Annotated in this window: 11 protein-coding genes; 10 read left to right on the forward strand and 1 reads right to left on the reverse strand. The window is 51.2% G+C overall.

Annotation, left to right across the window (positions count from 1 at the left end; all coding sequences use genetic code 11):
* From ftsW to lpxC, 8 genes are all read left to right on the forward strand, one after another.
* A complete protein-coding gene (ftsW, locus tag ABEA14_RS16870; protein WP_345341620.1) occupies positions 1-1,263 on the forward strand; it encodes a cell division protein FtsW in 1,263 nt (420 codons plus the stop codon).
* On the forward strand, positions 1,260-2,336 hold the full coding sequence (murG, locus tag ABEA14_RS16875; protein WP_345341608.1) for an undecaprenyldiphospho-muramoylpentapeptide beta-N-acetylglucosaminyltransferase: 1,077 nt from the start codon (positions 1,260-1,262) through the stop codon (positions 2,334-2,336). Before ftsW ends, murG begins: the two co-directional genes overlap by 4 nt.
* Before the next feature lie 14 nt (positions 2,337-2,350).
* Positions 2,351-3,823, forward strand: coding sequence for a UDP-N-acetylmuramate--L-alanine ligase (murC, locus tag ABEA14_RS16880; RefSeq protein ID WP_345341621.1), 1,473 nt, complete (start codon positions 2,351-2,353; stop codon positions 3,821-3,823).
* Positions 3,813-4,736: a D-alanine--D-alanine ligase gene (locus ABEA14_RS16885; protein ID WP_345341609.1), complete on the forward strand. Its 924-nt coding sequence runs from the start codon at positions 3,813-3,815 to the stop codon at positions 4,734-4,736. Before murC ends, ABEA14_RS16885 begins: the two co-directional genes overlap by 11 nt.
* Entirely contained in the window at positions 4,737-5,501 is a 765-nt protein-coding gene (locus ABEA14_RS16890) for a cell division protein FtsQ/DivIB (RefSeq protein ID WP_345341610.1), read from the forward strand.
* A gap of 19 nt (positions 5,502-5,520) precedes the next feature.
* Entirely contained in the window at positions 5,521-6,756 is a 1,236-nt protein-coding gene (gene ftsA / locus ABEA14_RS16895) for a cell division protein FtsA (protein WP_345341611.1), read from the forward strand.
* A 40-nt stretch (positions 6,757-6,796) separates the two neighbouring features.
* The gene (gene ftsZ, locus ABEA14_RS16900; RefSeq protein ID WP_345341612.1) at positions 6,797-7,963 is read left to right on the forward strand and encodes a cell division protein FtsZ; all 1,167 of its coding nucleotides are present in this window, start codon (positions 6,797-6,799) and stop codon (positions 7,961-7,963) included.
* 104 nt (positions 7,964-8,067) lie between these two features.
* Entirely contained in the window at positions 8,068-8,979 is a 912-nt protein-coding gene (gene lpxC, locus ABEA14_RS16905) for a UDP-3-O-acyl-N-acetylglucosamine deacetylase (protein ID WP_345341613.1), read from the forward strand.
* Positions 8,980-9,028: 49 nt separating this feature from the next.
* Here the strand turns inward: lpxC and ABEA14_RS16910 are convergent, their stop codons facing one another.
* Complete coding sequence (locus ABEA14_RS16910) at positions 9,029-9,478, reverse strand: DUF721 domain-containing protein (protein ID WP_345341614.1); 450 nt, start codon at positions 9,476-9,478, stop codon at positions 9,029-9,031.
* A gap of 56 nt (positions 9,479-9,534) precedes the next feature.
* On the opposite strand from ABEA14_RS16910, the gene ABEA14_RS16915 reads away from it, so the two are divergent.
* Together ABEA14_RS16915 and secA are read left to right on the forward strand one after the other, a co-directional pair.
* Positions 9,535-10,461 carry a M23 family metallopeptidase gene (locus tag ABEA14_RS16915; protein ID WP_345341615.1) on the forward strand — a complete coding sequence of 309 codons (927 nt, stop codon included), beginning with the start codon at positions 9,535-9,537 and terminating at the stop codon, positions 10,459-10,461.
* 111 nt (positions 10,462-10,572) lie between these two features.
* Positions 10,573-13,299, forward strand: coding sequence for a preprotein translocase subunit SecA (gene secA, locus ABEA14_RS16920; protein ID WP_345341616.1), 2,727 nt, complete (start codon positions 10,573-10,575; stop codon positions 13,297-13,299).
* Positions 13,300-13,464: the final 165 nt, after the last annotated feature.

The following is a 13,464-nucleotide window of genomic DNA, read 5'->3' on the forward strand; positions in this document are numbered from 1 at the left end:
ATGCTAGGCCAACTTCGACTTCCTCTGCATTGGTTTGCAGAGAGCAACACCAGCCCGGCGCCTTATGACAGGCAGTTGTTGGTGCTGGTGTTTGCGTTGATGTCGCTTGGCCTGGTGATGGTGGCTTCTGCGTCCATGCCTGTTTCAGAAAAGTTGTATGGTCAGCCATTCCACTTCTTGATCCGCCATCTGGTTTACGTGGTGTTGAGCGTGGCTGCGCTATTTACCGTTATCCGGATCCCGATGGAGCGCTGGCAGCAAGCCAACTTCATGTTGCTGCTGGTCGCGATCCTGATGTTGATCGCTGTACTCATTGTTGGCCGAAAGGTAAACGGCAGTATGCGCTGGTTGGCGCTGGGACCCATTACGATACAGGCCGCAGAGCCTGCCAAACTTTTCTTCTTCTGCTACCTGGCTGGTTATCTGGTACGTCGCAGAGATGAAGTCCGGGAGAACATTAAGGGCTTTATCAAGCCACTGGCGGTGTTCTTTATTATTGCCGTGTTGTTATTGCTTGAGCCGGATTTGGGCACCGTAGTGGTGATGTTTATGACCACGGTTGGCATGCTGTTCCTGGCCGGGGCCAAGCTGTGGCAGTTCTTCTCTCTGGCATTGATGGGCGTTGCTGCCATCGGTGTGCTGGCAGTGACCTCCGAGTATCGACTGCGGCGGATTACCTCATTTATGGATCCTTGGGCTGACCCTTTTGGTAGCGGCTACCAGCTGACCCAATCATTGATGGCATTCGGGCGAGGTAGCTGGTTTGGTGAGGGCCTGGGTAACAGCATTCAGAAGTTAGAGTATTTGCCTGAGGCGCATACCGACTTTGTTATCGCCGTGTTGGCTGAAGAGCTTGGGTTTATTGGTGTGTCTCTGGTGCTGGTTCTGCTGCTAGGTCTGGTGGTCAAAGCGCTGCTAATCGGCCGCAGAGCGCTGGATATAGATCGTGGATTTGAAGGCTATTTTGCCTACGGTATTGCTATTTGGATGGCTTTTCAGGGCGCTGTTAATGTTGGAGCCAGTTCTGGACTGTTCCCAACTAAAGGTTTGACCCTACCGCTGGTCAGTTACGGTGGCAGTAGTTTACTGACGCTTGCTGTGACCGTTGGGATTTTGCTTCGGATCGAACATGAGGTCCGGATGGAAACTCAGCAGGCGATCGTGATGCCTCCGGCCGATAAACCGAAAAAGGCGCGGAAGCGCAAAGCCAAGTCTGACCAACAGGTTTCCGACGAGGAAGGAACACAGGAGGAGCAAGCATGAGTGGCAAGCTCCTTGTGATGGCTGGTGGTACCGGCGGACATGTATTCCCTGCGCTGGCTGTGGCGGACGAACTCAAGTCGCGAGGTTGGCAAGTCAGCTGGTTGGGAACCCGAGGCCGCCTGGAAGAACAGTTGGTGCCCAAATACGGTTATGAGATCGATTACATCGACGTACAGGGTGTCCGTGGCAACGGTTTGATTCGACTGCTTACAGCGCCTTTTAAGATCCTGAAATCGATTTTTCAGGCCAAAAAAGTGATTAAACAGCGTCAGCCTGATGTCGTGCTTGGAATGGGTGGATATGCCAGTGGCCCTGGAGGCGTTGCTGCCTGGCTCTCCGGCCGAGAGTTGGTGTTACACGAGCAGAATGCGGCTGCAGGCCTGACAAACAAGCTGTTATCGCGTATCGCTTCAGATGTGCTGGTGGCGTTTAACGGTGCATTTCCCGGCAGCGAACAGGTGGTTGGGAATCCGGTAAGAGCCGATTTCTGCGAGTTAGCTGCCCCTGCGCAGCGCAAGCAGGACATTGGCGAGCGTCCCATTCGCTTGCTGGTTGTTGGTGGCAGTCTGGGCGCCAAAGTATTGAATGAAGTGGTGCCGGAGGCCGTTGCTTATCTGGATCAGGAGATTGCTGTTCGACATCAGACCGGCAAAGGCAAACAGGCGGAAGTGATAGAACGCTATCACGGTTCGACCAAGGCCAAGGTGGAGGTCAACGAGTTTATCACTGACATGGCAGAAGCCTATGGTTGGGCAGATTTGGTGGTGTGTCGTGCGGGCGCACTGACAGTTTCCGAAATTGCGATGGCAGGCGTGGCAAGCATCTTTGTGCCGCTTCCGCACGCTGTGGATGACCACCAGACCAAGAATGCTCAGTACCTGGTGAAAGCTGGAGCTGCAAAGCTACTGCCGCAGCAGACATTTAATGTTGCCAGTTTGACAGGGTTACTGAAGCCACTGCTTCAGTCTCCCGAAAAGTTGGTCGCGATGGGTGAATCAGCAAGAGACGCTGCCACGCCAGATGCAACCGCTGATGTAGCCAATATCATCAGCGAAAGAGCGAAGAGGAAATAGCTGACATGGCAGCAATGAACGAACAACAAATTAGTCAGATTCGGCAGTGGGTGCCAGAGATGCGCCGCGTAAGCCGGATCCATTTTGTTGGTATTGGTGGTGCTGGCATGGCGGGTATCGCTGAGGTACTGGTCAATGAAGGCTACAAGGTGACAGGCTCAGATATTGGCACTAATCGCGCCACTGAGCACTTGAGCTCTCTTGGTGCCGAAGTTTTCATCGGCCATAGTGCTGAACAGGTATTGGGTGCGAGTGTTGTGGTGGTTTCTACCGCCATCAACGAAGACAACCCTGAATTGATCGCCGCACGAGAAGAGCGGATCCCGGTGGTACGCCGTGCCGAAATGTTGGCCGAGCTGATGCGCTATCGCCACGGTGTTGCGATTGCTGGTACTCATGGCAAAACCACGACTACCAGTCTGACTGCAACTCTGTTTGCCGAGGGTGGTTTGGACCCAACGTTTGTTATCGGCGGACTACTCAACAGCGCAGGCACCAATGCCAGGCTGGGAACCAGCCGATACCTTATCGCTGAAGCGGATGAGAGCGATGCATCGTTCCTGCATTTGCAGCCTATGGTAGCCGTGATCACCAATATCGAAGCAGATCACATGGATACCTATGGCGGTGATTTTGAGCAGTTGAAGTCGACCTTTATTGAGTTCCTGCACAACCTGCCATTTTATGGAATGGCAGTGCTCTGCGTTGATGATGATGTTGTGCGCGAGCTGCTACCGAGAGTTAGCCGTCATTCGATCACTTACGGCTTTAGTGAAGAAGCTGATGTGCGAGCGGTGGATTTTGTGCAATCGGGTCATTCATCTGAATTTACGGTGAAACGCCCTTGCCGAGCCGATCTGAAAGTGAAGTTGAATCTTCCCGGTCGCCACAACGTGTTAAATGCGTTAGCGGCGATCGCCGTAGCGACTGAAGACGGTGTTTCTGATGAGGCCATAGTTAAGGCGCTGGAAGCCTTCGAGGGCATTGGTCGTCGTTTTGAGCACTACGGCGAATTCGACACTGGAAACGGCAAGGCGATGTTGGTTGATGACTACGGTCACCATCCTTCTGAAGTGCAAATGACTATTAAGGCCGCGCGTGCTGGTTGGCCCGAGAAACGTTTAGTGTTGGCATTCCAGCCCCATAGATACACACGAACCCGCGACTTATATGAGGACTTCGCTGACGTTCTTTCTGAAGTTGACCTGTTGCTGCTATTGGATGTTTACCCGGCAGGAGAGAAGCCGATTCCCGGCGCTGACGGGCGCGCTTTGTGTCGCACCATACGTCAACGCGGCAAGTTAGACCCGGTGTTTGTTGCGACCCCTGAAGAGCTTCCGGCCAAATTGGCTGAGCAGCTGCAAGAAGGAGACCTGGTTCTAACTCAGGGCGCAGGGAACGTTGGCGCAGTGGCAAAAAGGCTGGCAGCACTGAAATTAGATATCGCAGCGATGAAAGCGACAGGAGAGAGTAACGATGGCTTTTAAGCGATTTGGCAAGGTTGCTGTGTTGTATGGCGGCAATTCGGCCGAGCGAGAGGTATCGCTGAAGTCTGGTGAAGCTGTGCTTAAAGGTCTGCATAGTGCGGGCATTGACGCGCATGGCTTTGACCCCAGGCATCAGCCGCTTGAAAGCCTGAAAAAGCTGGGCTTTGAGCAGGTCTTTATTGCTCTGCATGGGCGGGGTGGCGAAGACGGCAGTGTTCAGGGGTTGTTGGAAATCATGGGGCTACCTCATACCGGCAGTGGTGTGTTGGGCTCCGCATTGGCGATGGACAAAGTTCGTACCAAACAGGTATGGCAAAGCCTCGGGCTGCCGACCGCCGGCTACCGAGTGGTTAATCGAGATGACTTTGACTCGCAGACATTGCCTGAGATTTTGGAAGCGCTGGGTGGCTGTGTGATGGTCAAGCCGGCTCAGGAAGGCTCAAGTATTGGCATGGCCAAAGTGAGTTCAGTCGATGAGCTGGCTACCGCGGTGAAAACGGCGTTCGAATACGATGCGGAAGTGTTGTTAGAGCAATACATTGTTGGTCAGGAGTATACGGTAGCGATCCTCGAAGATCGCGCATTGCCGATGATTCGGATGGAGACGCCTAATACCTTTTACGACTATGAAGCCAAATACCAAAGCAACACGACTCAATATCATTGTCCGTGTGGCTTAGAGGATGAGGTTGAAAGCAGGTTGCAGGCGGTTTCATTAAAAGCGTTTGATGCTGTCGCCGCTTCTGGTTGGGGGCGTGTTGACCTGATGATAAATGACGCTGGTGATGTGTTCCTGCTCGAGGTGAATACGGTGCCGGGTATGACAGAGAAAAGCCTGGTACCGATGGCGGCAAAAGCAGCTGGGATCAGTTTCGCTGAGCTGACTTTGCGGATTTTACAAACGGCGGGCTAGATGACGATTGCCATGACCACAGAGCCAGAATTTACACCTGAACCAAACCAAGCCGGCAGAGGCTGGGGTGGCATGGTGTTTTTCGCTCTGACCCTTATGGCATTGGTTTATGGCGTTTATCAACTAACTGAGGCTGTTGCCGACAGGGAAGTGCTCCCTATCGCGCAACTGAAAGTGATTGGTGATCGGCGTTTTACCACGGATCAGGAGATCCGGCAGGTACTGGAAGAAGGACCGGGGCTTGAATCGCTGATGATGCAGGATGTTGCAGAGGTTCAGCGCCGAATTGAAGCATTGCCTTGGGTTGATGCGGTGCAAGTGCGTAAATCGTGGCCAGATGGGCTCACTCTGTTTATTACGGAGCAGGAGCCTTTAGCGCAGTGGGATCAGCAGCGCCTACTGAACAGTCGTGGCGAGCTGTTTGAAGTGCCAGAGCCAGCATTGGCCGAGCCTTTGCCGCTGATACAGGGGCCCGACGGAAGCGAAGCACGAGTGCTTGACTATTTTCAGCGATTTGATGGCTTGCTGAAGTATCACCAGATCGAGTTGGTAGAACTCAGTATGAGTCAGCGCCAGGCGTGGAAATTGCAACTTGGTACAGGGCTTGAACTGAGATTAGGGCGGGAAGACGAAATTGCCCGTCTGCAGCGATTTATCGATCTCTATCGGACTATACCGGCAGAGACCAAGGAAAAGATGGCTTACGTCGACGCCCGATATGACACGGGCATGGCTGTAGGTTGGCTCACGGACGAAGAGAAGTAACGGCAGCGAGAGAGTGGGAATGAGTAAGACCACGGATGCAAGATTAATAGTTGGCTTGGACATCGGCACGTCGAAAGTGACGGCGGTAGTGGGTGAAGTCATGGCCGATGGCGAGATCAGCGTCATTGGCCTAGGTAGTAATGCATCCCGCGGCATGGACAAAGGTGGTGTGAACGACCTGGACTCCGTTGCTCGCTCGGTGCAGCGCGCGTTGGACGAAGCAGAGCTGATGGCTGGCTGCCAGATAGCCTCGGTTTTCCTAAGCATCAGCGGTCGTCATATCGATTGTCAGAATGAAAATGGCATGGTGTCGATTAACCAGGAAGAGGTGACTCAGGAAGATGTGGATGCAGTTATTCACACCGCCAAGTCGGTACCGATTTCTGACGAACGCCGCATTTTGCATGTGTTACCGCAGGAGTTTGCCATCGACTGGCAGGAGGGGATTAAGAGCCCCATCGGTATGTCCGGTATGCGATTGGAAGCCAAGGTGCACATTATCACCTGCGCTAACGATATGGCGAAAAACATCGTCAAGTGTGTTGAGCGCTGCGGGCTGAAAGTCGACAAGTTGATCTTCTCATCTCTGGCTTCGAGCTATGCCGTTCTGACAGATGATGAGAAAGAGCTGGGCGTATGCCTGGTAGATATCGGTGGTGGCACCATGGATATCTCCGTGTTTACCGCTGGTGCATTGCGTCATACCGCAGTGATACCTATCGCGGGTAATCAGGTGACTAGTGATATTGCCAAGATTTTCAGAACGCCACTGTCACATGCAGAGGAGATCAAGGTTCAATATGCCTGTGCTCTGCGCCAGTTGGTGAGCCTGGAAGACAGTATTGAGGTGCCCAGTGTTGGTGGGCGCCCCTCTCGTACCATGAGTCGTCATACATTGGCGGAAGTGGTCGAGCCCCGTTACCACGAGCTGTTCGATCTGGTACGGGAAGAGTTGAAACGAAGTGGTATGGAAGACCAAGTAGCTGCCGGTGTGGTTTTGACCGGTGGCACAGCCAAAATGGAGGGCACGGTAGAGTTTGCGGAAGATGTGTTCCAGATGCCTGTCAGATTGGGCACACCTCTGCACATTAAAGGATTAACGGACTACGTAGATGACCCGGTGTACGCAACTGCGGTTGGTCTGCTGCACTACGGCAAGGATGATTTGCTGGGACAGCGCCGGGATAAGCGCGGAACAGAAGGAGTCTCAGGGCTCTGGAGCCGCGTGCATAGTTGGTTTAAAGGTGAATTTTAAAACGTTCTGGGTGAGAACAAAATAAATCGGAGATCGCATCATGTTTGAGTTCATGGAAAGTCATAGCAATGACGCTGTTATTAAGGTCGTTGGTGTGGGCGGCGGTGGCGGTAACGCCATTCAGCATATGGTAGAAAACACCATTGAAGGTGTGGAGTTCTACGCAGCCAACACTGACGCTCAGGCACTTCGTAGTAACGCTGCTGAACATAAAATCCAGTTAGGTGGCGCTATTACCAAAGGTTTGGGTGCAGGTGCCAACCCTGAAATTGGTCGCCAGTCAGCGTTGGAAGATCGTGAAAACATCAAGAAGGCACTGGAAGGTGCTGACATGATTTTTGTTGCCGCAGGCATGGGTGGCGGTACAGGTACCGGTGCGGCACCTGTGGTCGCTGAAGTTGCTCGCGAGATGGGAATTCTGACGGTTGCCGTGGTGACTAAACCCTTCCCGTTCGAAGGTAAGAAGCGTATGGAATACGCGGATGTAGGTATCGAATCACTGCGTGAGCACGTCGATTCCCTGATTACTATTCCAAACGATAAGTTGATGAAAGTATTGGGCCCTCGTACCAGCCTGCTTGACGCATTTAAAGCGGCGAACGACGTTTTGAATGGCGCTGTTCAGGGTATTGCAGAGCTTATCACGCGTCCGGGTCTGATTAACGTTGACTTTGCTGACGTTAAAACCGTGATGTCTGAAATGGGCACAGCGATGATGGGCACAGGAATCGCATCTGGCGAAGACCGTGCAGAGGAAGCGGCTGAAGCTGCGATATCTAGCCCATTGCTGGAAGATGTTGATTTAGCTGGAGCTCGCGGTATTCTGGTTAATATTACAGCAGGTCTCGACATCAGCATTGAAGAGTTTGAGACAGTAGGTAACGCCGTGAAAGGCTTCGCCTCAGAAAACGCAACCGTCGTTGTAGGTGCAGTGATTGACCCTGAAATGAGTGATGAACTGCGTGTGACTGTTGTTGCGACTGGCATTGGTGCCGAACGTAAGCCAGATATCACTTTGGTATCACGCCCTGCGCCAACAGTTGAGCCAGTTAGCAAGCCTGCGCCGGCCATTGAACCTATGTCTCAGACTGCGGTCTCAGAACCAGCAATGCCTGAGAAGAAAGTGGTTAACGGCCCGGCGACATCAGGCCAGGGAGAACTGGATTACTTGGACATTCCAGCCTTCTTGCGTAAGCAGGCAGACTAGGAATTAGAGTAAAAGCTTGAAATTTAGCCAGCAGATCGCTAAGATCGGCGGCCATTTTAAGCGGCTGTTCTATACTTAGAAGGATAGCTAGAGCGGGTAACTATATGATCAGACAGCGAACTCTAAAACAGAGTGTCAGCTCAACCGGAGTTGGTTTGCACTCAGGAAACAAGGTCACTCTGACTTTGCGTCCTGCGCCTGTAAACACCGGCGTGATCTTTCGTCGCGTCGACCTGAACCCGGCAGTGGATATTCCGGCAGACCCAGCCTTGGTACGAGATACCATGCTGTGTACATGCCTGATCACGGATGATGGGGTCAGATTATCTACAGTAGAACATTTATGTTCTGCTTTAGCTGGTCTTGGCGTTGATAACGTGATTGTTGAAGTAGACGCACCTGAGATTCCGATCATGGATGGTAGCGCCAGTCCTTTCGTTTACTTGCTACAAAGCGCAGGTATCGAAGAACAGGGCGCTGCTAAGAAGTTTATCCGAGTTAAGCAGACGGTACGTGTGGAAGATGGTGATAAGTGGGCCGAGTTCTCACCCCATAACGGTTTCCGCATGAATTTTGCCATCGACTTTGAACACCCGGCGATCGACGGTGAAAAGCAGCGCTTGTCTATGGACTTGAGTGCATGCTCTTTCACTAAAGAGATCAGCCGAGCTCGTACCTTCGGTTTTATGAAGGATATTGAGTACTTACGTGCCAACAATCTGGCTTTGGGCGGTAGCTTTGAAAACGCTATCGTTCTGGATGAGTACCGTATTCTCAACGAAGATGGTCTGCGCTATGAAGATGAGTTCGTCAAACACAAGATGCTTGATGCGGTCGGCGATCTCTTCCTTGGTGGCTATTCTATTATTGGTGAAGTAACAGCCTACAAATCAGGCCACGCGCTGAACAACATGCTTATCCGAGAGCTGTTGCAAAATCAGGAAGCGTGGGAGTTTGTGACCTTCGAGGACACTGAAGAAGCTCCGGTATCTTATATGATGCCAAGCTTAGCCTGATAACTCGTTGTTATTATTAAAAACCAGCCGAAAGGCTGGTTTTGTTGTTTTAGGACCTGTGTTTTGCGAGTTTTAGCAGCTGCTTTTTGAGTTGCTCCGGGGCGTGCTCAGCGAGTGCTTCCAACTGGTCGGCAGCGCTGTTTGAGAGTTTTCGATGCGGTAGCTCAGTTGGCTTTGAACTTGCTTCGGTTGCGGAGCTTGGCTGAATTCGCACCTCAATGGTGCTAAGCGCTGACAGACCTTGTTGTCTGAGTTTACTCACCAGCATGGTTTGCGCGAATTTAACCCGCTGGGCCCACGCGGAAGAGGGGGCCAAAAGGACCAGCACACCATCACGGTAGTTGGCGACAGAAACATGGGCTGCAAGGTTATCCGGTAAAAGTTGTTTTACCGTTTTGCTAATGTGAGTGATTTGTTGTGCGCCGTGTTGAAGTTTCGACATGCTTCCTGTGGTATGGTCTAGGAGGTGTGCCAACGTCTTAGGTCGTTTCGGTCGCATTAAAAACGGTTCCTGATTTAGAGAAATCGATAGGTTAAAGACAAGAAGTATTTGTCATGAGTGTATCAGTATCGTTAAAGACGAGAAATCGCGAGTATCACTTTCGCATCTGTGCCTGGCACTTGAGTATTGTGCTGGGGGCTTTCGCATTGCTGATAGGTCTAGTTGTAACTCGTCAAATGGACCAGATTGATCCTGCACAGCTGAAGGTGGCTGAGCAGCGTATCGAGAATGAAGTTAAGGCTGCTCAGCTGGATGCGCTGCGCCAGTCGACCGCATTACAGCTGCAACAGTTGGCTGGTAGAGTCGGCATGTTGCAGGCTCACGCTCAGCGCTTAGAGGCCTTGGGGGCAAGGTTGACCGAAGTCCATCAGCTTGATTCTGCTGAGTTTGATTTTGGTGCAGAACCGCCAGTGGGTGGCCCTGTTGAACTCGTCACCAATGTGCAGATGGTTGATCCGGGAACTAAGTTGGCAGAGATACTAGAAAAGATCGATCGCCTCTCTGCACAGCTAAATGATCGATCTCGTCAGTTGGCACTACTTGAAAATCTGTTGTTGAATCACCAGATCTCTGATGAGAGCTATGTTTCAGGTCGTCCAATTAGCGATGGTTGGCTCTCATCATACTACGGTATGCGTACCGACCCGTTTACCCGCAAGCCCGCAATGCACAAAGGAATTGATTTTGCAGGTAAAGAGGGGGGCGACGTGGTTGCTACAGGTGCTGGTATAGTGACCTGGGCATCTCGCCGTAGTGGCTATGGTGAATTGGTTGAGATTAATCATGGCAGTGGCGTGACAACGCGCTATGGTCACAATCAGGAATTGTTGGTGGAAGTTGGCGATGTGGTGACCAAGGGGCAGGTGATTGCTCGAATGGGAAGCACGGGACGCTCAACGGGTCCACATGTTCACTATGAAGTTCTAAAGCAAGGACGTCAGATAGACCCAATTAAATATGTCTATCGCAAAGCCAAGTAATTAGGAATAATGCGCGAGTCATGAATCCATGGCGATTCATGACTTTTATTTTTCAGGGATAACCCGGCGTCACTTTTTTCTTTGACGCTATAACAACTAGTAATCACACCCATGTTCGTAAAAGCTCTCACCAAATTGTTCGGCAGCCGTAATGAGCGCGTGCTCAAGCGGTATCGCAAAGTTGTAAATCAAATCAATGCGCTAGAAGCAGATCTCGAATCACTTTCTGACGAGGCATTGAAAGCAAAAACTGAAGAATTTAAGCAGCGTTTGACTGACGGTGCCACGCTTGATCAGATCTTGCCTGAGGCATTTGCTACGGTAAGAGAAGCAAGTAAGCGTGTCTTTGGTATGCGTCACTTTGATGTTCAGTTAATCGGCGGCATGGTGTTGCATGAAGGCAATATTGCTGAAATGCGTACGGGTGAAGGTAAAACGCTGACCGCAACCCTTCCTGCATATCTGAATGGTCTGTCAGGCAAGGGCGTTCACGTGATTACAGTGAATGATTACTTGGCCAAACGTGACGGTGAGTGGAACCGTCCACTGTTTGAATTCCTCGGCATGACGGTTGGTATCAACCTCTCGCAGATGGAAGGTGTGGCTAAGCGCGAAGCATATGCTGCCGATATTACTTATGGAACAAACAACGAATTTGGCTTCGATTACCTGCGCGACAACATGGCATTTGCGCCAGATGACCGTGTTCAGAAAGGACTGAATTTTGCTGTAGTGGATGAGGTCGACTCGATTTTGATCGATGAAGCCCGTACTCCACTGATTATTTCTGGAGCTGCCGAAGACAGCTCAGAAAAGTACCGCCAAATTAACGCGCTGATCCCTCTGCTTGAGAAAGCAGAAACAGATGATAGTGAAGAGTCCCGTGCCGAGGGTGACTTTACCGTTGATGAAAAAGGTAAGCAGGTATTCCTGACTGAACAAGGTCAAGAGCGCGTAGAAGCTCTGCTTAAAGAGAAAGGCATGTTGGAGGAGGGCGATTCGCTCTACTCAGCAGCAAACATCTCCCTGATGCACCACATCAACGCAGGCCTGCGTGCTCACGTACTGTTCCATCGCGATGTCGACTACATCGTACAAAATGGTGAAGTGGTTATTGTAGATGAGCATACTGGCCGCACTATGCCTGGCCGTCGCTGGTCAGAAGGCCTTCATCAGGCGGTAGAAGCCAAAGAAGGCGTTGATATTCGCAATGAAAACCAAACACTTGCATCTATCACATTCCAGAACTATTTCCGTATGTACAACACCCTGTCAGGTATGACGGGTACCGCAGACACGGAAGCGTTCGAATTCCAGAGCATTTATGGCCTGGAAACTATCGTTATTCCTACCAACCTGCCGATGATCCGTGACGATAGACCTGATTTGGTTTACCTCACGGCCGAAGAGAAGTTCGAAGCGATCATCGAAGATATTCAGGATTGCGTTAAACGCGGTCAGCCGGTGCTTGTGGGTACCATCTCGATTGAGATATCTGAGTATCTCGCGGGACTTCTTAAGAAGGCTAAGATCAAACACAACGTACTGAATGCGAAATTCCACGAAAAAGAAGCAGAGATCGTCGCTGACGCAGGTTTGCCAAGTGCGGTGACCATTGCGACCAACATGGCCGGCCGTGGTACGGATATTGTGTTGGGTGGTAGCTGGCAGGCAAAAGTTGACCAACTGGGCGAATCCGCAACTGACGAAAAAATTGCGGAAATTAAAGCCGAATGGCAGAAAGTGCATGAGCAAGTGCTTGAAGCGGGCGGTCTGCACATTATTGGTACTGAGCGTCACGAGTCTCGTCGTATCGATAACCAGCTGCGTGGTCGTTCAGGTCGTCAGGGTGATGCCGGTTCAAGCCGCTTTTATCTGTCGATGGAAGATTCTCTGATGCGTATTTTTGCATCAGACCGAGTTTCTGGTTTGATGAAGAAGCTGGGCATGGAGCGTGGCGAAGCTATCGAACACCCTTGGGTCACTCGAGCCATCGAAAACGCACAGCGCAAAGTGGAAGGCCGTAACTTCGATATTCGTAAGCAGCTACTCGAATTTGACGATGTTTCTAATGACCAACGTAAGGTGGTTTACGAACAGCGCGATGAACTGCTGAATGAAGGCGATGTCCACGAAACTATCACCGCCATCCGCGAAAGTGTCGTCGACAGTATGATCAGTGAATACATTCCGCCTCAGTCTCTCGAAGAGATGTGGGATGTTCCAGGTCTGGAAGAGCGACTGAAAGCTGATTTTGCTATCGAGCTGCCTTTGCAGAAGTGGTTGGATGAAGACGATAAGTTGTTTGAAGATTCGCTTCGCGAGCGTATTTTGAGCGAGATCGTGAAAGCCTACGACGACAAAGAAGAGATGGTTGGCAAAGATGTCCTGCGTCACTTCGAAAAAGCTATCATGCTGCAGAGTCTTGATGGGCACTGGAAGGAACATCTTGCGAACATGGATCACCTGCGTCAGGGCATTCATCTGCGAAGCTACGCGCAGAAGAATCCTAAGCAGGAGTATAAGCGCGAAGCATTTGAGTTGTTCTCAAACATGCTGGAAGCACTTAAGTCTGATGTAGTTTCCATCATCTCTAAAGTTCAGGTTCGAGCTCAGGAAGATGTGGATGCGGTAGAAGCCAAACGCCGTGAAGAGGAACAGAAAGTTGCTCGCAATTATCAGCATGCTCAAGCTGGTGCGATGGCTGGCGAGGGTGAAGCGTCAGAGGCCCCTCAACAAGGCACGTTTATTCGAGATGAACGCAAAGTAGGGCGAAATGAACCTTGTCCCTGTGGCTCTGGCAAGAAGTTTAAGCAGTGCTGCGGTAAGATCTCGTAAGAGCGGCTGCTGATGAATGAAAAAACGGCGGTTTATCCGCCGTTTTTTGTGACTGTTCAGAAAGCACTAACCCCCTCATCCCTGTACAAACCGGCAGGATAGGTAACAAAACAAACCGGGAACATAGGTTACACATAAGCTGCATGGGTAAGGAGGACTTGCCCA

It is taken from the genome of Corallincola platygyrae (genome assembly GCF_039544265.1).
Classification (GTDB): Bacteria; Pseudomonadota; Gammaproteobacteria; order Enterobacterales; family Neiellaceae; genus Corallincola; species Corallincola platygyrae.